This is a genomic window from Streptomyces sp. R11, assembly GCF_041051905.1.
Taxonomy (GTDB): domain Bacteria; phylum Actinomycetota; class Actinomycetes; order Streptomycetales; family Streptomycetaceae; genus Streptomyces.
Genome location: NZ_CP163432.1, coordinates 7,465,323 through 7,483,743, shown reverse-complemented (window position 1 = coordinate 7,483,743; position 18,421 = coordinate 7,465,323). Strand labels below are relative to the sequence as shown.

Genomic DNA, 18,421 nt, shown 5'->3' with positions numbered 1-18,421 from the left:
GCCCCCAGACCCCCGCTTCGGCCCTGAACGGGCCTCGTCCTCAAACGCCGGACAGGCTGGATTGCCTGGACCGGCGTCGAGACGAGCGAAGCAACCCGACCTCAGCTCAGGAAGTCCCCGGCGATCCGCTCCGCCACCTGCTCCAGAATCGGCCCCGCATCCGCGATGCACTTCGCCACGTCCGGCTCGACCTCCGTCAGGGGGTACACCCGGCGGATCCCCGCACGCCCCAGCGCCTCCGGCGCGAGCGCGAGGCGGCCGCACACCGCGACGACCTCCTTGCCGGCCGCGCGGGCGGCGGCGGCGACGCCCGCCGGGGCCTTGCCGTGCAGGGTCTGCTCGTCCAGGGAGCCCTCGCCGGTGATGACCAGGTCCGCCCGCTCCAGCGCGGGCGCGAAGCCCAGGACGTCGAGCATGACCTCGATGCCGGGGCGGAAGCGGGCGCCGAGGAGGAGGGCGCCGTAGCCGATGCCGCCGGCCGCGCCGGCGCCCGGTGCGGCGGCGTGCTCGGCGGCCTCGGCGCCGACCGACTCCTCCAGCACCTTCGCGAAGTGCGCGAGCGCCGCGTCCAGTGTCGCCACGTCGTCCGGCGAGGCGCCCTTCTGCGGGCCGTACACCGCCGGTGCGCCCTTCGGGCCGGTCAGCGGATTGTCGACGTCGCTGGCGAGCACCAGTTCGACCGAGGCGAGCCTCGGGTCGAGGCCGGAGAGATCGGCAACGGCCAGGTCGCCCAGGCCTCCGCCGCCCGGCGGCACCGGCTCCCCGTCCGCGTCCAGGAACCGCGCGCCCAGCGCGCTCAGCATCCCGGCGCCGCCGTCGGTGGTGGCGCTGCCGCCGACGCCGAACACGATCGTGCGGGCGCCCGCGTCCAGCGCGGCCCGCAACAGCTCACCCGAGCCGTAGGTGGACGCCGTGAGCGGCGCGAAGACGCCGGCGGGCAGCCGTTGCAGGCCGCTCGCCTCGGCCATCTCCACGACCGCAGTGTCGCCGCGCAGCGCGAACGCCGCCGTCACCTCGTCCCCGAGGGGCCCGGCGACCCGTACCTCCCGGCGCTCGAAACCGGCCGCGACCGCCGCGTCCACGGTCCCGTCGCCGCCGTCGGCCACGGGCATGGCCTCGACCTGGACGCCCGGCACGACCCGGCGCAGACCGGCCGTCACACGCTCGGCGACCTGCACGGCCGTCAGCGACCCCTTGAACTTGTCCGCGGCGATGAGCACGCGCTGTGTCACCTGTTTTCCCCTTGCTCTCCGGGCCTCGCGCACGTCAAGGCCAGTCGCGCCGCTGCGACCTTAACCGGAGGAGGCCCATGACGTCATGCCCTGCCCGGAGCCTGAGAACGCCCTGCGAACCCGCTGTGCGTACTGCCCGAACCCGGAGCGGACGCCCCCGGAATTGGGTAAACCGGTCCTATGACCCCTGTGGGCACTGAGCCGGAGCTCGCCGACCGCGTTCTCGGAGGCTGGCTCGGCCGGATCGCGGGCAACATGCTCGGCAAGCCGGTCGAGCAGGGCGACCTGTGGACGCGGGACCGTATCGACCGCTATCTGCGGCAGGCCGGGGCCCTGCCCCTCACCGACTATCTCCCCGAGCCGGTCAGCGAGGACGACGGCTTCGAGCTGCGCCCCGAGTGGCGACAGTGCGTGCGCGGCCGTATCCACGGCAGCTGCCGCGACGACGACGTCGACTACGCCATCCTCGGCCTCGACCTGCTGGAGACCCACGGCTTCGGCTTCAGCACCGAGCAGGTCGGCGACCTGTGGCTGCTGCGGCTGCCGTACCTGCAGACCTTCACGGCGGAGCGGGCCGCGTACCGCAACCTCGCGAACGGTCTGAAACCGCCGCTCACCGCCACGTACGACAACCCCTACCAGGAGTGGATCGGCGCTCTCATCCGCGCCGACATCTACGGCTGGACCTGCCCCGGCGACCCGCGCCGCGCCGCCGCCCTCGCCCGCCGGGACGCGGTGCTGTCGCACACCGGCAACGGGGTGTACGGCGCGATGTGGGCGGCGGCGCTGGTCGCGGCGGCGTTCACGGCGTCCACGGTTCGACACGCGGTCGACCAGGCGCTCGCCGTCATCCCGGCGAGCAGCCGTCTCGCCCGCACCGTACGCCGCGTCGTCTCGCTCCACGACACCCGGATGACCTGGGAGGACACGCTGACCACGGTCGCTGAGGAGACCGCCGGGCTCGGCTGGATCCACACCATTCCGAACGCGGCCGTGCTCACCGCCGGGCTGCTGTACGGCGACGGCGACTTCACCCGCAGCATCACCCTCACCGTGCGCGGCGGACTGGACACCGACTCCAACGGGGCGACGGCCGGCTCGGTGGCGGGTGTGCTGACCGGGGCGGAGGCGATCCCCGACCAGTGGACGGGGCCGCTTCAGGACACGGTCCGCAGTGCAGTGTTCGGGTTCGACGGGATGCGGATCAGCGAGCTGGCGGAACGGACGGTGCGGCTGGCGGAGGCGGAGGTCTAGCTTGTCCGGGCGACGGGCGGGGCCGGTTGCCCGGGCTGGTTACGCTTCCCCAATGACCACCACGCCTGACTTCGCCGCGTACATCGCAAGTCTCCCCCGTGTCCTCGCCGGTGCCGCCGCCCTGTTCCGGGACGCCGAGGGCCGGGTGCTGCTCGTGGAGCCCAACTACCGTGAGGGCTGGGCGCTTCCGGGCGGCACCATCGAATCCGACGACGGCGAGACGCCCCGTCAGGGCGCGCGCCGTGAGACGGCCGAGGAGATCGGCCTGGACCGTGACCTGGGCAGGCTGCTCGCGGTGGACTGGGTGCACGGCACGGGGCGGCCGCCGCTGGTGGCGTACCTGTACGACGGTGGGGTCCTCGGCGAGGACGACTTCAAGGCGATCCGCTTGCAGGAGGAGGAGCTGCTGTCCTGGCGGCTGGTCCCGCGCGAGGAGATCACCGCTCATCTGCCGGGCGCCCTGGGCCGCCGCGTCCTGGCCGCACTGGACGTGCTCGCGGACGGTGGGGGAACAGCGGAGCTGGAGAACGGTCACCGGGTGGCCTGACCGGCGACGGGGCCACCGGATCGGCCGGCCGGCGGTGGCTCGGCCACCTCGAATATCCATTCGCGGCCCGTACGACGCCCGTCCTACCCTCGGCAGCATGACCAAGCCCCTCGTCGCCCTCCTCAGCGGCGCCGGTATCTCGACCGACTCCGGCATCCCCGACTACCGCGGGCCGAACGGGCTGTGGCGGCGCGATCCCGAGGCCGAGAAGCTCGTGACGTACGAGTACTACATGGGCGACCCGGAGATCCGGCGGCGCTCGTGGCAGATGCGGCGCAAGAACCGGACGCTGAAGGCCGAGCCCAACGCCGCGCACCGGGCGGTGGCCGAGCTGGAGCGGTCCGGGGTCCCGGTACGGGTGATCACGCAGAACGTGGACGGGCTGCACCAGCTCGCCGGGATGCCCGCGCGCAAGGTGCTCGAACTGCACGGCAGCGCGCGGAGTGTGGTCTGCACGAAGTGCCATGCCCGCGGGCCGATGGAGGACGCGATCGCGCGGGTCGAGGCGGGGGAGGACGATCCGCCGTGCCTGGAGTGCGGCGGCGTCCTCAAGTCGGCGACCGTCATGTTCGGCGAGCGGCTCGACCCGGTGGTCCTCGGTGAGGCGGTCGCGATCACCAAGGCGTGCCAGGTGTTCATCGCCGTCGGCACCACCCTCCAGGTCCAGCCCGCCGCCGGCCTCGCGGGCGTCGCCGCCGACCACGGCGCCCGGCTCGTCATCGTCAACGCCGAGCCGACGCCGTACGACGACCGCGCCGACGAGGTGATCCGCGAGCCGATCGGCACCGCGCTGCCGAAGCTGCTGCGCGGGCTGGGCGAGTAGCTCAGAATGCGATCATGACTTCTCGGATCCGCCATGTGACGATCGACTCCGCCGACGCCTACGCCCTCGCCGGCTTCTGGTCCCAGGTGCTCGGCCTGCCCGTGCACGAGGACGACGAGCCCGGGAACGCTGAGGTGCTGATCGAGGGCGCGGGCCTGCTGTTCGTCACCGTCCCGGAGCGCAAGACCCTCAAGAACCGGATCCATGTGGACCTTCAGCCGCAGGACCGCACCCGTGACGAGGAGGTCGAGCGGCTCCTGGCCCTCGGCGCCACCCTGGTCGACGACCGCCGCACCCCGGACGGCAAGGGCTGGGCGGTCCTCGCCGACCCGGAGGGCAACGAGTTCTGCGTGGAACGCGGGGCCGCGGAGCGGGCCGGTGAGGCGCGGGCGGTCTAGGGTCGGTCCGCCCATTCCTCTCGTCCGCCAGGAGAGCATGCCCCGCGGACCCCGCTCGGCGGGGACGGGCGTGCCCCGCCCTGCAGCGAAGCCAGGAGTGGCGGCGGAGCCACATGGGCGGGCGGGCAACGCGAGTGGGCGCGCCAAGCCTCCCCGGGCGGGCGGGATTTTGCCGGACAGGCGCTAGAACAGCACCGTTCCCGCCCTTCCGTTCTCGAAGTCCAGCAGGCGCTGCTTGCGGGCCAGGCCGCCGCCGTAGCCCGTGAGGCCGCCGTTCGCGCCGACGACGCGGTGGCAGGGGACGATGATGCCGATCGGGTTCTTGCCGTTGGCGAGGCCGACCGCGCGGGAGGCGCCGGAGTTGCCGAGGGTGTCGGCGAGTTCGCCGTAGGAGCGGGTCTCGCCGTACGGGATCTTCCGTAGTTGCTCCCAGACGCTGCGCTGGAACGGGGTGCCGTTCAGGCGCAGTTCCAGGGTGAACTCCTTCAACTCACCCGCGAAATAGGCCCTCAGCTGGTCCTCGGCCTCCCGGAAGAGGGACTCGTCGCGGGTGCCGAAGGTCTCCTCGGCCGGCCGGTGGCGTTGGTCGGTCATGTAGAGGCCGCACAGGACGCCCTGCTCGGCGACGAGCGTGAGGGGGCCGTACGGACTGTCGACGAGGGTGTGCTGCTTCATCACGCGTTCCTTTGACGTGCTTACACGGGGAGGAAGTTGATCGGGTGGCTGTCCGTCGCCCACAGGTACTGGACGGCGTACGCCCGCCAGGGGCGCCACGCGGCCGCCCGGGCCGTGAGGGCCGCAGGAGTGGACGGCAGGCCCAACTCCCGGGCGGCGCGGCGGATGCCGAGGTCGGTGGGGAGGAAGGCGTCGGGGTCGCCGAGGGCGCGCATCGCGATGACGTCGACCGTCCAGGGGCCGAAGCCGGGGAGGTCCAGGAGCCGGGCCCGGGTCTGCGGCCAGTCACTGTCCGGGCCCAGGCGGACGTCGCCGTCGGCGAGTTGGCGGACCAGGGTGGTGAACGTCGTACGGCGGGAGCGGGGCATCGCCAGTGACGCCGGGTCCACCGCGGCCAGTGCCTCGGGTGCCGGGAAGAGGTGGGTGAGGCCGCCCTCGGAGTCGTCGACCTGCTCGCCGTGGGCGGTGACCAGGCGGGCCGCGTGGGTGCGGGCGGCCGCCGTGGAGACCTGTTGGCCGAGCACGGCCCGTACGGCGAACTCCGCCTCGTCGACCGTGCGCGGCACCCGTCGGCCGGGGGCCTTGTCGACCAGGGGCGCCAGCAGCGGATCCGTGCGCAACTGGTCGTCGATCGCGACCGGATCGGCGTCCAGGTCCAGCATCCGCCGGCACCGGCTGATCGCGACGGTCAGATCGCGCAGGTCGCTCAGGGTGAGGCGACAGGCGATGTGGTCGGGCTGCGGGGTCAGGGACACGATGCCGTGTCCGTACGGCAGCCGGAGCGTGCGCCGGTACGCGCCGTCCCGCCACTCCTCGACGCCGGGGACGGCGGTCGCCGCGAGGTGGCCGAAGAGGTTGTCGGGGTTGAGGGGGGTGCGGAACGGCAGGCGCAGGGTCAGGGCGCCGGCGGGGTTCGCCGGGATTCCCTGGATCCCCGAAGTCGCCGGGTTGCCGCGCGGTGTCGCGCGGGTGCGCAGGTCGGTCGGGGCGAGGGCGTAGACCTCGCGCACGGTGTCGTTGAAGGTGCGGATGGACGCGAACCCGGCCGCGAAGGCGATGTCCGCCATGGGCAGGGGCGTCGTCTCGATGAGGAGGCGGGCCGCCTGGGCGCGCTGGGCCCGGGCCAGGGCGAGCGGGCCGGCGCCCAGTTCGGCGAGGAGCTGGCGTTCGATCTGCCGGGTGCTGTAGCCGAGCCGGGCGGCCAGGCCGGGGACGCCCTCGCGGTCCACGACTCCGTCGGCGATCAACCGCATCGCGCGGGCCACGAGGTCGGCGCGCTGGTTCCATTCCGGTGAGCCGGGGCTGGTGTCCGGTCGGCAGCGCTTGCAGGCCCTGAACCCGGCCTGCTGGCAGGCGGCGGCGCTCGGGTGGAACCGCATGTTCTCCGGCTTGGGCGGGACCACCGGGCAACTGGGCCGGCAGTAGATCCCGGTCGTGACGACCGCGGTGAAGAACCAGCCGTCGAAGCGGGCGTCCTTGGACTGGACGGCGCGCACGCAGCGCTCGGTGTCGGTGTGCATCCCCTTCTGCATGGGTCCAGCATCGTCCACGCGGGGCGAGGGGGGCTGGCGAGAATCCGACATCGTCCTCGGCTGGGCTGGGAGCCGCCGGATCACCCGAGCCGCGAGCCGAATCCCGGTACGCATGAAGAAGCATTCATGTGTTCATGTACGATGAGTAAGATACCCGGCATGGGTCATGGAGCCGTCACCGCCGCGCAGGACGCCGCCGAGCGCGTACGCCTGGACGCGGCCAACGTCGCCAAGGTGGCCACCACGCTCCAGGCCCTCTCCACCCCCTCCCGCCTGCTGATCCTGGCGCGACTGCGCGAGGGACCGCTGCCCGCCACCGAGCTGGCGGCGGAGGTGGGCATGGAGCAGTCCGCCTGCTCGCACCAGCTGCGGCTGCTGCGCAACCTGGGCCTGGTGGTGGGCGAGCGGCGCGGTCGTTCGGTCGTCTACGCGCTGCACGACCACCATGTCGCCGAGCTGCTCGACCAGGCCGTCTACCACGTGGAGCATCTGCGCCTGGGCATCAGCGACACCGCGGAGTGAGCCGCGCCGGCCGTCCGGGGGCAGCCTCCACCGACGGCGACGCTACGACGCGCTCGGGGCGGGCGTCGGGCCCACACCCCGCAACTGCTGGATCTTTCCGCCCAGTTGGGGCCGGAGCCGGTCCAGCACCTCCGGCTTCGCGCTGACCACCCAGCGGGTGCCCACGAGGTACTTGCCGCCGTAGACAGCGGCCGCGTCCAGCCAGGTGAGCTTGAACTTCTCCTGCGGGAACGTGGTGATGAGGTAGTCACCCTTCTTCGTGCGGCACACGCCCTCGCGCAGTTCGTCCGCCTCGGTCCGGATCTTGACCTTGCAGCCCGTCAGGTCGGCGATCACCTCGACCTTCGCCGGTGCCACGACTCCGGCGACGGTGGCGGAGACCTTCGCCGGAGTGCTCTTGGCTGCGGCTCCGTCGTTCTCACCTCCGCCGCACGCGGTGGTCAGGAGCAGGAGGGCCAGACTGCCGACCGTCGCGATACGGCCGATGCTTCCTCGGTGTGACTGCACGATTCTTCCCCGGTGCTTCCTCGGTGTGACGGCGCGAAGAGTGGTACGGATTCACGCCGCGAGCCGTTCACCTCTGGTGTCACGCGGTGGCGATCGGCAGCCAGCGGGCGGCGTAGGCGTGCAGCCCCGCCAGCTCGGCACCGCGCGCGACGTAGCCGAGGTGGCCGTCAGGGCGTACGAGTGCCTGGGCGACGCCCGGCCAGGGGCTCCGGTCGCCGAGGCGGTGCACGGTGACCAGGTCGGCCCGGCCGTCCAGGAGCGGTGCGAGCCGCTGGTCGGCCCACAGGTGCGGGGGCCCGGTCAGGAGCAGATGCCAGCCGGGGGCGGCGATCCGGGCCTGGAGACCGTGCGGCCGGTCGGGCAGGCGGTCCCCGGCCTGTGGGCCGCGGCGGGGCGCTCGGGCACCTGTCGTCGAGGCGGGGCTTCGGCGGTAGTGGATGCCGAGTTCGGAGACGGTGCGGAAGATCCGGCGGCGGGGCATCGTCGCGCGCACCGCCAACGGGGCCAGGCGCGGGGCGAGTTGCTCGCGGGCGAACCTCAGGACGGGGTGCGGGCTGGTGCCGATGGCGAACGCGCGGTCGGTGAACCGCCGCACCTCGCGGCCGACCGGCGCACGCTCGCTCGCGTAGGTCTCCAGCAGCTCCTGCGGTGCGGCGCCCCGGCACCCGAGGGCGAGCTTCCAGCCCAGGTTGAGGGCGTCCTGAATGCCGGTGTTCATGCCCTGCGCCCCGGCCGGACTGTGGATGTGGGCGGCGTCGCCCGCCAGGAAGAAGGGTCCGGAACGGTAGTGGGTGGCGCCGCGGTTGTGGAGCCGGAAGTCGGTCATCCAGACGGGATCCCGCAGGACCAGCCCGTCCGCGCCGTACCGCTCGGCGATCCGCTGCAGCAGCGGCACCGTCACCTCGCCGTCCGCCGCGTCGGCCGGGCGCACGGCGAGCATCCGCCAGGAGGCCGGTGTGACCAGGGGGAAGAAGAACACCATCCCGCCCCCGGTCATGTACGAGTGCACGGATCCCGGCTCCAGCCCGTCCACCTCCAGGTCGGCGAGCAGGTACGTCTGCGGATAGGCGTGGCCCTCGAACCCGATGCCCGCCTGTGCGCGCACCGTGCTGTGGGCACCGTCGCAGCCCACGACGTATCGCGCCGTCACGACTTCCTCCGTCCCGTCCCGGCCGCGCAGCCGGCAGGCGACGTGGGAGCCATGCCGCTCCAGCCGAACCAGCTCGGTGCCGCGCTCGATGGACACCTCCCCCGCCGCCAGGTGCTCAACGAGCACGCTCTCCGTCTCGGCCTGCGAGAGGAACAGCAGGAAGGGGTACGGCGTGTCGGTCACCCCGATGTCGAAGAGCGGCACCGACACCGTGCGCCGGGCCAGGTGCAGGCTCAGCCGCACCGCGGGATTGCCCCGGGCCACCAGCCGGTCGGTCACCCCGAACCCCGCCAGCGCCTCCAGGGTGCGGGGCTGGATGCCGAGCGCCCTGGACTCGCGCACCCGGTCGAGGGAGCGGTCGACGATGCGGAACTTCGTTCCGTAGGAACGCAGTTGCGCGGCGAGCGCGAGCCCGGTGGGTCCGGCGCCCACCACCAGCACGTCCAGCGATGCCGTCATGGGTCCACGGTAGACATGCCGCTCGTCGGTTTCATTGACGGGATCAGCGCTCACCCCTATCTTCCGGCCGAATTCACGACCGATGTTCGAAATATCGAACCTCTTGGAAGGGAGACCTGCATGCCCCCCGACACCGCACACCGCCGCGCTGCCGTGGTCGGCCTGGGTGCCCGTGCCCGGCTGTTCACCGAGGCCCTGGCCGGTCCCTGCGCGGACCGGTTCGAACTGGCCGGATTCTGCGATGTCAACTCCCGGCGCATGGCCGTCCACAACGCCTGGCTCGCGGACGCGGACCCGCGCCGGGCACCCGTACCGTCGTACGGCGCCGAGGACTTCGACGAGATGCTGCGGCGCGAGCGGATCGACCTGGTCGTGGTGTGCACGGTGGACCACACGCACGACGACTACATCGTGCGGGCTCTTGAAGCGGGCTGCGATGTGGTCACCGAGAAGCCCATGACCACGGACGCCGACAAGGCGCGCCGCATCCTGGACGCACGGCAACGCACCGGCCGTGAGGTCCGGGTCGCCTTCAACTACCGCTACAACCCGGTGCATTCGGCCGTGCGGGAGATCGTCGCATCCGGGGAGATCGGCGAGGTCGGCTCGGTGCACTTCGAGTGGCTGCTCGATCTGCGGCACGGCGCCGACTACTTCCGCCGCTGGCACCGCGACAAGGCCAACTCCGGCGGCCTGCTGGTGCACAAGTCCACGCACCACTTCGACCTGGTCAACTGGTGGCTGGCCGCCCGGCCCGAGACCGTCTACGCGCAGGGCGACCTGTTCTTCTACGGCGACGAGGCCGGCCGGCGCCGCGGTCTCGCCCGCGCCTACGACCGCGCCCACGGCTCCGCCGCCGCCGAGACCGACCCGTTCGCCGTACACCTGGGCGACTCGCCCGTGCTCAGTGCCCTGTACCTGGACGCGGAGGCCGAGGACGGCTACCACCGCGACCGGAACGTGTTCGCGCCCGGCGTGAGCATCGAGGACGACATGGCGGTCCTGGTCCGCTACGCCACCGGCGCCACCCTGACCTACCACCTGACCGCGTACTCCCCCTGGGAGGGCTACCGGATCGCCTTCAACGGCAGCGAGGGGCGCCTGGAGCTGCTGGTGGAGGAGTCGACGTGGACCCGCCCCCGGCCGCGCACGAACGCCTCCGACCCCGTCCTACACGGCGCCGAGGTGGAGGACACCGCCGGGCGCACCGAGTTGCTGCTGCGCCGCTTCTGGGAGAAGCCGCGCGAGATCAAGGTGGCGACCGGCGAGGGCGGGCACGGCGGCGGTGACGTACGCATGCTGGAGGACCTCTTCGGCACCCGGGCCCCGGACCCCCTGAACCGCGCCGCGGACGCGGCCGACGGCGCCCGCTCACTGGTCACCGGCCTGGCCGCGAACCGTTCCTTCGAGACGGGCCTGCCGGTGCGGACGCGCGATCTGCTGGACCTCTGACGGCGGACCGCGCTCAGCCGGCCTGCCGGGCGAACTCCTCGTAGGCCGCCTCGTCGAAGAGGACGAACCTGACCTCCTCGACCGCGGTCTGCGCGGCCCGCACGGTCGCCACCGCGATCCGGGCGCCGTCGTCCATCGGCCAGCCGTAGATGCCGGTGGAGATGGCGGGGAAGGCGACAGTACGGGCGCCGAGCTCGTCGGCGACCCGCAGCGACTCCCGGTAGCAAGAGGCCAGCAGCTCGGAGCGGTCTTCGGTGGCCGCCCAGACCGGGCCCACCGTATGGATCACCCACCGGGCATCCAGTTCCCCCGCCGTCGTGGCGACCGCCTGCCCGGTCGGCAGACCCTTGCCGTACCGGGAGGCACGCAGCTTGCGGCACTCGTCGAGGATCGCCGGGCCGCCGCGGCGGTGGATCGCGCCGTCGACTCCTCCCCCGCCGAGGAGGGAGGAGTTCGCGGCGTTGACGATCGCGTCGACGGACTCACGGGTGATGTCGCCTTGCACGAACCTGATGGTGGTCATGACTGCCTCTATAGCAGCCATGGTCACCGCCCGCCGGTCATGACCAGGCGACCGGCAGCGAGCGCACCCCGTGGACCGTGCTCGTCGACAGGGCGAGCGACTCCGGCGGGAAGGTCAGGCGCAGGTTCGGGAGCCTGCGGAACAGGGTGGACAGGCCGAGGCGGAGTTCGGCGCGGGCCAGCGACTGGCCGAGGCACTGGTGCAGGCCGTGCCCGAAGGCGACGTGGCCGCTCGCGTCCCGGTGGACGTCGAGGGCGTCTGGGTCGGCATACACGGACGGGTCGCGGTTGGCGGACTGCAACGCCACCACCACCCCCTCTCCGGCGCGGACGCGGACGCCGGACAGGTCGACGTCCTGCGTGGCGACCCGCCGTATCCCGGAGTGGATGACGGTCAGATGGCGCAGGAGTTCCTCCACCGCGCCCGGCCACAGGGAGTCGTCGGCGCGCAGTGCGTCCAGCCCGGCGGGGTTGTGCAGCAGAGCGATCACGGCCAGCGGGAACATGTTCGCCGTCGTCTCGTGGCCGGCCAGGAGGAGCAGGGAGGCCATGCCCGTCGCCTCGTCGAGTGTGGCCTCGCCGGTCGCGACGCGTTCCGTGGCCAGACGGGAGATCAGGTCGTCGGCCGGGTCGTGGGTGCGCCGCTCGATGAGGGCGCGCAGATAGCCGTGGAGCGCCATGCGGGCGGCCATCGCCTCGGCCGGGTCGCCTGCGACGCTGGTGAGGGCGTTGGACTTCTCCCGGAAGAAGCCGTGGTCCTCGTAGGGGACGCCGAGCAGTTCGCAGATGGCGAGGGTGGGCAGGGGCAGGGCGTACGCGGCGACCAGGTCGGCCTCCGTCGCGTCGCCGTGGGTCATCGCGTCAAGGAGGTCGTCGCAGATCCGCTGGATGGCGCCGTCCAGCTGCTCGATGCGCCGGAAGGTGAAGTCGGGGATCAGCATGCGGCGCAGCCGGGTGTGGTCCGGCGGGTCCATCTGGTGGAAGAGGCCGGGGGCCTGCGGCGGGGCGCCGGGGCGGGTGTGCGGGAAGTCGGGGTGGTTGGCGTCCGCGCTGAAACGCTCGTCGGCCAGGACCGCACGGGCGTCCTCGTACCGGGTGATCAGCCAAGGGCTGTTGTCGCCCCAGATCGTCACTCGGCGGAGCGGCTCCTCGGACTGCCACTTGGCGTATTCGGGGGCCGGGTCGAGCAGGGGGCGGGTGGTGGGAAGGGGCGGGTGGATCGTCACTTCTGCGTTCCTTCCGTGGGCAGTCCCGCGAGGCCCAGCAGCAGCGACTTGACCTCCGTCGCCGCGTACGCCTCCCTCGCCCCGTCCGGCTCCGAACACAGCAGTACGGGGCCGTGATCGGGGTCGGCAGGCAGGCGGCCGTGGCTGCCGCGGACGCCGGACGGGTCCAGCGGGACGGTCTTCAGGCGGTACCGGAAGCCGAGCTTCTTGCGGGCGACCTGCCCGACGGCGCGCAGCTTCACCGCCGGAACGGTCTCGTCGTAGAGCAGCTCGGCCGGGTCGTAGCCGGGCTTGCGGTGGATCTCGACCTGGCGGGCGAAGTCGGGGGCGCGTTCGTCGTCCAGCCAGTAGTAGTACGTGAACCAGGCGTCGGGGTCGGCGAGTGCGACGAGCTCACCCGAGCGCTCGTGGTCCAGGCCGTGGGCTGCCTTGCCCCCGGCGTCCAACACCTGCTCCACGCCGTCGAGTTCAGCGACCAGCTTGGCGACCGCGTCGATGTCGGCCGGGTCGCGGACGTAGACGTGGGCGACCTGGTGGTCGGCGACCGCGAAGGCACGCGAGGTCCAGGGGTCGAGGTACTCCATGCCGTCCTGGATGTACACCTCCAGCAGGCCTGCCCGGCGCAGGGCGCGGTTGATGTCGACAGGGCGGGAGACGGGCGTGATGCCGTACTCGCTGAGCGCGACGACGGTGGCGCCCTCGCTCAGGAAGCGGTCGATCAACGGGCGCAGGGCATCGTCGAGTTGACGGGCCGCGGCAATGGTGGCGGGTGAGTCGGGGCCGGAGCGCTGGGGCTCGTAGTCCAGCTGCGGGATGTAGACGAGAGTGAGGTCGGGGCGGTGTTCGTCGAAGACCTGGCGGGCGGCGGCCAGGATCCACTGGGTGGAGGGCATGCCCGCGTTCGGGCCCCAGTAGGTGAACAGGGGGAACGGGCCGAGCCGGTCGGTGAGTTCGTCGTGCAGGGACGGCGGCCAGGTGTAGCAGTCGGGTTCCTTGCGGCCGTCGGAGTAGTAGACGGGGCGCGGGGTGACCGTCCAGTCGACGTCGGCACCCATCGCGTACCACCAGCAGATGTTGGCGACCTTGTAGTCGGGGTTCGACCTACGGGCCGTCTCCCAGATCTTCTCGCCGCCGACGAGCGCGTTGTGCTGGCGCCACAGCATGACTTCGCCGAGGTCGCGGAAGTACCAGCCGTTGGCCACGGCGCCGTGCGTGGCGGGGGGTTCGCCGGTGAGCAGCGTGGACTGGACGGTGCAGGTCACGGCGGGGAGCACGGTGTCGAGGCGGGACCGGAAGCCGCGCTCACCGAGGGCGGCCACCGCAGGCATGTGCTTGAGGAGATTCGGGGTCAGGCCGACGATGTCGAGTACGACCACGCGGTTCGACGGTGCGGTCATGAGGGGTCCTCCTTGAGGCCGAGGCCGGTCAACCGGTCCCGGGCCCAGGCGAGTTCGGCGGCGATGCCGCCCGGCAGGTCGGTGGGCGGTTCGGGCAGGACGGACCACGTGTAGGTCTCGACCTCGATGTGGTCGCAGCCGGCCGCGGCCCCGCCCAGCAGCCCGGCGAGGACCTGGTCGAGCTGGTCGGCGGTGGTGCGCAGCGGGGGTTCGGGCTCGGTGTGCAGCGGGGCGTGGAAGTGGACGCGCCAGGGGCCGCCGCCGTCGGGAAGGCCGCCGTCGAGGGCGTCCGGGAGGTCGTCGACGGCCAGGACGCCGCCGTCGGCCGGCGTGCGGGTCTGGTGCAGGAACCGCGGTTCGGCGAGCCGGTGCAGGGCCGCGCGCGCGGCCGGGTCGGCCGGGTGCTCGGCCTCCACCGCGCAGGACGCCTGGAGCTTGACCACGGGCAACCCGGCCTCGGTGAGCCGCCGCAGCGCCTCGGCCGGCTCCTCGAACTGCACGGCGAGATGGCAGGCGTCGAGGCAGATGCCGAGCCGGTCGGGGTCCAGCCCGCCCAGTTCCCGTACCGCCTGGGTGGTGGTCTCGACGACGCACCCGGGTTCCGGTTCGAAGCCGACGCGGATACGGCGGCCCGTCCATGCTTCCAGCGCGGCGAGCCCGGTGGTCAGCCGGTCCAGGGCGTGCCGTGCCTCGTCGGCGCAGGGCGGCGTCCAGGGGGTGCGCCACGCCAGCGGCAGTGTGGAGACGCTGCCGTGGCCGACGTCGTCCGGGAGGAGGGCGGCGAGGACGCGGGCGCAGTCCAGGGTGTACTTCAGTCGGGCCTCGTCGGCCCAGTCGGGCAGGTAGACGTCCTTCTTGACGACCTCGCGGTGGAAACCGGCGTACGGAAAGGCGTTGAGGGTGACGGTCTCCAGGCCGCGCGCCCGCAGCTCCGCCCTCAGCCGCTCCAACGCCGCTTCGTCGTGGGCGAGTTCGGCCACCACGGGGCGTGCCAGCCACAGCCCGATCCCGAGCCGGTCGGCGCCGAGGCGCTCACGCACCGGCTCGGCGTACTGCGCGAGCTGGGCGATCACGCCCTGGAGGTCCTCCGCCTGGTGGACGTTGCTGCAGTAGCCGAGGTGGACGGTCGTACCGTCCGGATGCAGGAAGCGCATGCGATGCTCACGCTCCCCCGCGGCGTATGGAGTTTCCCTGGAAGGTGGCCGTCTCGTCCGGCTTGGGCTCCTCCAGCTCCAGCCGCCCGCTCCGGCCGTAGAAGGCGACCGGGTTGCGCCACAGCACCTCGTCGACGGCGTCGTCGCCGAACCCGGCGGCGAGCATGGCGTCGGCGGTTTTCCGCGTCTTCAGCGGGTCCGAACGCCCCCAGTCGGCAGCCGAGTTGACCAGCATCCGGCGCGTCCCGTGCTCCTTGAGGATCTCGACCATCCGGTCCTCGCTCATCTTGGTCTTCGGGTAGATCGAGAACCCGGCCCAGCAGCCGCTGTCGAGGACCATGCCGACGGTGAGTTCGTTGAGGTGGTCGAGGACGACGAGTTCGGGGGCGATGCCCGACTCCCGTACGACGTCCAGGGTGCGCCGGGTTCCGGCGGCCTTGTCGCGGTGCGGGGTGTGCACCAGGGCGGGCAGCTCGTGCTCGATGGCGAGCTGGAGCTGCCGGGCGAGCGCCTCGTCCTCCTCAGGGGTCATCGAGTCGTAGCCGATCTCGCCGACGGCGACGACCCGGTCCTTGGCGAGGTAACGGTCCAGTTCGTCGAGGACCGGGAGGCAGCGCGGGTCGTTCGCCTCCTTCGGGTTGAGCGCGATGGTGCAGAAGTGCTGGATGCCGAACTGGGCGGCGCGGTGCGGCTCCCAGCCCAGCAGCCCGTCGAAGTAGTCGTAGAAGCTCTCGGGCGAGGTGCGGGGCTGCCCCAGCCAGAAGGCGGGCTCGACGACCGCGCGCACGCCGGCGGCGTACATCGCCTCGTAGTCGTCGGTCGTCCGGGACGTCATGTGGATATGGGGATCGAAGATGCGCACGGTCAGCCCTCTTCCTTGAGTGCCTGGTTGAGTTCTGCGCCGATGACGTCCGGGAAGGCACGGACGACGGGCACGATGTCCGGGGGGACGCCCCGCCCCGCGACGATCCGCTCATGGGCGAAGTCGGCGAGCATGCGGGCCAGTTCACGGTCCGCGCGTGCGCCGAGGCCGGTGACGCGGTCGAGCGGGATCTCGCAGAAGACGCACTTCAGTACGGCCTGGCGGTACTCGGCGTCCGGAAGGTGCGCTGCGGTGTACGGGCCGACGGCGGCCTCGATCAAGGTGGTGTCGTTGCCGCGCAGGGCTTCCCGTACGAGGGGCAGCGCGAGGTCTCCCAGGTCGAGCAGCGGCAGGGTGCGCAGGACGGCGCGCTGCTCCGCCGGGTCACCGTGCCGGTGGAGGCGGGTGACCTCGTCCGCGAGGGCCTGGCCCCGCAGGGGCAGTGCGGTGAGCAGAACGGCCCGGGCGGCCTCGTCGACGCTCCAGTACTCGGTGAGGCGAGCGTGTCCGCAGCGCCTTCGGGCGGCGGGGAAGAGGCGTCGTACGGCGGCGGGTTCGATGGCGACCTGGGCGGCGCCGTCGTCCAGCCAGGTGCGGGCCGTGGGGTCCAGTACGGCGGTCAGGGCGGGGTGGGGGTGGTCCGGCGGGGCCGCGGAGGAGTCGGCTGTGACAACCATGGGGGACAACTTCCGGGAGGGTGGGACGAGTCGAGCCAAATGGAAGACGGAGGGTGGGGGCTATGCGCGCGTGCCGGCCCGTTCGGCCGCGCGCAGGAACTCGATGGAGCGGCGGGCGACCTCGGGCGCGTCGAGCGAGCCGCCCTGGATCTCCACGGAGACAAGACCGCGGTGGTTCAGATCGCGCAGGGCGTCCAGTACGGGCGGGAAGTCGATCTCCCCGGCGCCGAATTCGAGGTGCTGGTGGATGCCGCGCCGCATGTCCTCGATCTGCACGTTGCGCAGGAGCGGTGCCGCCTGGTGCACGCAGTCGAGCACGGAACGTTCCTCCACGCAGTGTGCGTGGCCGACGTCCAGGGTGATGCCGAACAGCTCGTGCCCGCCGACCAGTCGGGCGAGGTGCAGACAGCGTTCGACGGTGTCGACGAACATGTACGGCTCCGGCTCGAAGGCCAGCGCCACCCCGTGCTTCTCCGCCGACTCCAGCACGGTCTCGACACCCCCCGCGAGCCGCTTCCACGCGTCCCGCTCCGGCAACCCGTCGGGTGCCGGGCCGCTGCACAGATGGACGGTGGGCGAGCCCAGGTCCGCGGCGATGCGCAGGGCGCGGCGCAGCAGGTCGATCCGGAGTTCGGAGCCGTCGGACATCAGCGTGGGCAGGTGCTTGCCCCAGGGGTCGAGGAAGTACGGCGCTCCGGTCTCCACCGTCACGTCCAGGCCGTGCCGCGCCAGCTGCCGCGCGAGGGCGGTGACACGCCGGGGCAGATCGTCGGCGTACGGGTCGAGGTGGCCGTGGTCGAGGGTGAGGGCGACGCCGTGGTAGCCGAGGTCGGCGAGGACGACGAGGACGTCGGTCAGCCGGTGGTGGGTGAAGCCGTTGGTGCCGTAGCCGAACTTGAGATCGGTGCCGAGATCGGTGGGGGGACGTCTCATGTGCCGGTTCCTCACACGGAGGGTGGTGGGTCTCAGGTGGGGGATATGCGCCGGGCGAGCCGTCGCGCGAGGGGGTGCACGACGCCGAGCGCCGCGGCGACGGCCGGTGCCCCGCCGCGCGCGGTCAGCGCCGCCTGAAGGGGCATCAGCCCGATGATCCCGGCTCCGACGGCCCGCCGTACGTTCTCGGCCGAGGGCTTTTGCACGGCGCGAGCCTGGGCGGTGCCGTAGCTGCCGAGGTAGGCGAGGGACCCGGCGGCGGTGACAGCAGTACGGAGCTTCTTGGAGCGGGCGGCACGCACGACGCCCCTCGGGGGCGCGGGGCTGTGTCGAAGTGGGGCTCCGCCGCGGGGCGCGACCAGCCCCCACGCACCCGCAGACGAACGACGACCCTTCGCGGCACTTACGGCGTCGTCTCGGGCGACCGGAACAGCCGTGAGGACCGCCGTCGCCGCCGACACGGCAAGTGTCCCGACCGGAACCCACCCCGGCGCCCCGCCGATCTCGTGCCGACTGAGCGCCATCAACGTGCCGGTATGGACGCCGACCAGCCCGGCAGGGACGGCGGCACGACGAAGCGCGACGCCGACCGACTCCGCACCCGGACCGGGCACAACCGCTCCCGCCAGCACGTCCAGGACCCGAGCCCCCGCCATGGCGAAGCCCCCCGCCGACGTGGACTTGAGCTTCAGGTCATACGCCCAGACCAACCCGGCCAGCGGCAGCGCGGCACCCACACTGCGACGACCCCCCGCGGCGGCCGCAAGAGCGAGCCCCGCCGCGGTGAGCCCGCCGGCCACGGCGAGGGCGGTACGCCGGGGAATCCGGCCCGACGGCACCGGTCGTTCGGGCCTCTCGACGGAGTCGACCGTGGCGTCGGCATAGTCGTTGAGGGCCATGCCGGCCCAGTAGAGGCAGACGGACGAACCGATCACGCCGAACGTACGGGCGCCCAGTGGACGTCCGGCGGCGGTCGCTCCCGCGATCACGTCACCGGGGACACTCAGCGCGGCCGGTGCCCTGACAAGCTGCGCGAGGTCGGTGAGGCGCACGGCAGACCGGGATCCGAAGCGGACAACCGCTTTCCGATCTTTCATGG

At 72.4% G+C, this 18,421-nt stretch carries 19 protein-coding genes; 6 read left to right on the top strand and 13 right to left on the bottom strand.

Annotation, left to right across the window (positions count from 1 at the left end; translation table 11 throughout):
- Positions 1-101: 101 nt before the first annotated feature.
- A complete protein-coding gene (locus tag AB5J55_RS34475) occupies positions 102-1,232 on the bottom strand; it encodes a glycerate kinase (RefSeq protein WP_369274353.1) in 1,131 nt (376 codons plus the stop codon).
- 180 nt (positions 1,233-1,412) lie between these two features.
- Between AB5J55_RS34475 and AB5J55_RS34470 the strand changes: the two genes are divergently transcribed.
- The 4 genes from AB5J55_RS34470 (at position 1,413) to AB5J55_RS34455 (ending at position 4,254) form a co-directional block, all read left to right on the top strand.
- Entirely contained in the window at positions 1,413-2,486 is a 1,074-nt protein-coding gene (locus AB5J55_RS34470; RefSeq protein WP_369274352.1) for an ADP-ribosylglycohydrolase family protein, read from the top strand.
- Positions 2,487-2,538: 52 nt separating this feature from the next.
- Positions 2,539-3,033, top strand: coding sequence for an NUDIX domain-containing protein (locus AB5J55_RS34465; RefSeq protein WP_369274351.1), 495 nt, complete (start codon positions 2,539-2,541; stop codon positions 3,031-3,033).
- A 97-nt stretch (positions 3,034-3,130) separates the two neighbouring features.
- Positions 3,131-3,856 carry an NAD-dependent deacetylase gene (locus tag AB5J55_RS34460; protein ID WP_369274350.1) on the top strand — a complete coding sequence of 242 codons (726 nt, stop codon included), beginning with the start codon at positions 3,131-3,133 and terminating at the stop codon, positions 3,854-3,856.
- Between the two features lie 14 nt (positions 3,857-3,870).
- Complete coding sequence (locus AB5J55_RS34455) at positions 3,871-4,254, top strand: VOC family protein (RefSeq protein ID WP_369274349.1); 384 nt, start codon at positions 3,871-3,873, stop codon at positions 4,252-4,254.
- Between the two features lie 183 nt (positions 4,255-4,437).
- Here the strand turns inward: AB5J55_RS34455 and AB5J55_RS34450 are convergent, their stop codons facing one another.
- Together AB5J55_RS34450 and AB5J55_RS34445 are read right to left on the bottom strand one after the other, a co-directional pair.
- Positions 4,438-4,929, bottom strand: coding sequence for a methylated-DNA--[protein]-cysteine S-methyltransferase (locus tag AB5J55_RS34450; protein WP_369274348.1), 492 nt, complete (start codon positions 4,927-4,929; stop codon positions 4,438-4,440).
- Positions 4,930-4,949: 20 nt separating this feature from the next.
- Positions 4,950-6,461 (bottom strand): AlkA N-terminal domain-containing protein, encoded by a 1,512-nt coding sequence (locus tag AB5J55_RS34445; RefSeq protein WP_369274347.1) that lies wholly within the window; start codon positions 6,459-6,461, stop codon positions 4,950-4,952.
- 159 nt (positions 6,462-6,620) lie between these two features.
- On the opposite strand from AB5J55_RS34445, the gene AB5J55_RS34440 reads away from it, so the two are divergent.
- Positions 6,621-6,983, top strand: coding sequence for a metalloregulator ArsR/SmtB family transcription factor (locus AB5J55_RS34440; protein ID WP_126396275.1), 363 nt, complete (start codon positions 6,621-6,623; stop codon positions 6,981-6,983).
- Between the two features lie 42 nt (positions 6,984-7,025).
- Here the strand turns inward: AB5J55_RS34440 and AB5J55_RS34435 are convergent, their stop codons facing one another.
- The gene (locus AB5J55_RS34435; RefSeq protein ID WP_369274346.1) at positions 7,026-7,490 is read right to left on the bottom strand and encodes a hypothetical protein; all 465 of its coding nucleotides are present in this window, start codon (positions 7,488-7,490) and stop codon (positions 7,026-7,028) included.
- A gap of 79 nt (positions 7,491-7,569) precedes the next feature.
- Positions 7,570-9,099 (bottom strand): FAD-dependent monooxygenase, encoded by a 1,530-nt coding sequence (locus AB5J55_RS34430; RefSeq protein WP_369274345.1) that lies wholly within the window; start codon positions 9,097-9,099, stop codon positions 7,570-7,572.
- 120 nt (positions 9,100-9,219) lie between these two features.
- Between AB5J55_RS34430 and AB5J55_RS34425 the strand changes: the two genes are divergently transcribed.
- The gene (locus AB5J55_RS34425; protein WP_369274344.1) at positions 9,220-10,551 is read left to right on the top strand and encodes a Gfo/Idh/MocA family protein; all 1,332 of its coding nucleotides are present in this window, start codon (positions 9,220-9,222) and stop codon (positions 10,549-10,551) included.
- Between the two features lie 13 nt (positions 10,552-10,564).
- On the opposite strand, the gene AB5J55_RS34420 is transcribed toward AB5J55_RS34425, so the two are convergent.
- From AB5J55_RS34420 to AB5J55_RS34385, 8 genes are read right to left on the bottom strand one after another with little or no spacing between them, the layout of a single operon-like run.
- A complete protein-coding gene (locus AB5J55_RS34420; RefSeq protein ID WP_369274343.1) occupies positions 10,565-11,074 on the bottom strand; it encodes an O-acetyl-ADP-ribose deacetylase in 510 nt (169 codons plus the stop codon).
- Positions 11,075-11,111: 37 nt separating this feature from the next.
- Entirely contained in the window at positions 11,112-12,299 is a 1,188-nt protein-coding gene (locus AB5J55_RS34415; RefSeq protein ID WP_369274342.1) for a cytochrome P450, read from the bottom strand.
- The gene (locus AB5J55_RS34410; protein WP_369274341.1) at positions 12,296-13,696 is read right to left on the bottom strand and encodes an alkaline phosphatase family protein; all 1,401 of its coding nucleotides are present in this window, start codon (positions 13,694-13,696) and stop codon (positions 12,296-12,298) included. The genes AB5J55_RS34415 and AB5J55_RS34410 overlap by 4 nt, the downstream gene beginning before the upstream one ends.
- Positions 13,693-14,850, bottom strand: coding sequence for a metabolite traffic protein EboE (gene eboE / locus AB5J55_RS34405; protein ID WP_369274340.1), 1,158 nt, complete (start codon positions 14,848-14,850; stop codon positions 13,693-13,695). Before eboE ends, AB5J55_RS34410 begins: the two co-directional genes overlap by 4 nt.
- Positions 14,851-14,857: 7 nt before the next feature.
- Positions 14,858-15,712 carry a TatD family hydrolase gene (locus tag AB5J55_RS34400; protein WP_369274339.1) on the bottom strand — a complete coding sequence of 285 codons (855 nt, stop codon included), beginning with the start codon at positions 15,710-15,712 and terminating at the stop codon, positions 14,858-14,860.
- A gap of 2 nt (positions 15,713-15,714) precedes the next feature.
- On the bottom strand, positions 15,715-16,389 hold the full coding sequence (locus AB5J55_RS34395) for an EboA domain-containing protein (protein ID WP_369274338.1): 675 nt from the start codon (positions 16,387-16,389) through the stop codon (positions 15,715-15,717).
- A 60-nt stretch (positions 16,390-16,449) separates the two neighbouring features.
- The gene (locus tag AB5J55_RS34390; RefSeq protein ID WP_369274337.1) at positions 16,450-17,322 is read right to left on the bottom strand and encodes a sugar phosphate isomerase/epimerase family protein; all 873 of its coding nucleotides are present in this window, start codon (positions 17,320-17,322) and stop codon (positions 16,450-16,452) included.
- 32 nt (positions 17,323-17,354) lie between these two features.
- Entirely contained in the window at positions 17,355-18,419 is a 1,065-nt protein-coding gene (locus AB5J55_RS34385; RefSeq protein ID WP_369274336.1) for an SCO3242 family prenyltransferase, read from the bottom strand.
- Positions 18,420-18,421: the final 2 nt, after the last annotated feature.

Excerpts from the sequence above, each read along its gene's own strand:
- AB5J55_RS34470 (WP_369274352.1), top strand. The coding sequence starts at position 1,413 with ATGACCCCTGTGGGCACTGAGCCGGAGCTCGCCGACCGCGTTCTCGGA.
- AB5J55_RS34465 (WP_369274351.1), top strand. The coding sequence starts at position 2,539 with ATGACCACCACGCCTGACTTCGCCGCGTACATCGCAAGTCTCCCCCGT.
- AB5J55_RS34460 (WP_369274350.1), top strand. The coding sequence starts at position 3,131 with ATGACCAAGCCCCTCGTCGCCCTCCTCAGCGGCGCCGGTATCTCGACC.
- AB5J55_RS34455 (WP_369274349.1), top strand. The coding sequence starts at position 3,871 with ATGACTTCTCGGATCCGCCATGTGACGATCGACTCCGCCGACGCCTAC.
- AB5J55_RS34450 (WP_369274348.1), bottom strand. The coding sequence starts at position 4,929 with ATGAAGCAGCACACCCTCGTCGACAGTCCGTACGGCCCCCTCACGCTC.
- AB5J55_RS34445 (WP_369274347.1), bottom strand. The coding sequence starts at position 6,461 with ATGCAGAAGGGGATGCACACCGACACCGAGCGCTGCGTGCGCGCCGTC.
- AB5J55_RS34440 (WP_126396275.1), top strand. The coding sequence starts at position 6,621 with ATGGGTCATGGAGCCGTCACCGCCGCGCAGGACGCCGCCGAGCGCGTA.
- AB5J55_RS34430 (WP_369274345.1), bottom strand. The coding sequence starts at position 9,099 with ATGACGGCATCGCTGGACGTGCTGGTGGTGGGCGCCGGACCCACCGGG.
- AB5J55_RS34425 (WP_369274344.1), top strand. The coding sequence starts at position 9,220 with ATGCCCCCCGACACCGCACACCGCCGCGCTGCCGTGGTCGGCCTGGGT.
- AB5J55_RS34420 (WP_369274343.1), bottom strand. The coding sequence starts at position 11,074 with ATGACCACCATCAGGTTCGTGCAAGGCGACATCACCCGTGAGTCCGTC.
- AB5J55_RS34410 (WP_369274341.1), bottom strand. The coding sequence starts at position 13,696 with ATGACCGCACCGTCGAACCGCGTGGTCGTACTCGACATCGTCGGCCTG.
- eboE (WP_369274340.1), bottom strand. The coding sequence starts at position 14,850 with ATGCGCTTCCTGCATCCGGACGGTACGACCGTCCACCTCGGCTACTGC.
- AB5J55_RS34395 (WP_369274338.1), bottom strand. The coding sequence starts at position 16,389 with ATGGTTGTCACAGCCGACTCCTCCGCGGCCCCGCCGGACCACCCCCAC.
- AB5J55_RS34390 (WP_369274337.1), bottom strand. The coding sequence starts at position 17,322 with ATGAGACGTCCCCCCACCGATCTCGGCACCGATCTCAAGTTCGGCTAC.
- AB5J55_RS34385 (WP_369274336.1), bottom strand. The coding sequence starts at position 18,419 with ATGAAAGATCGGAAAGCGGTTGTCCGCTTCGGATCCCGGTCTGCCGTG.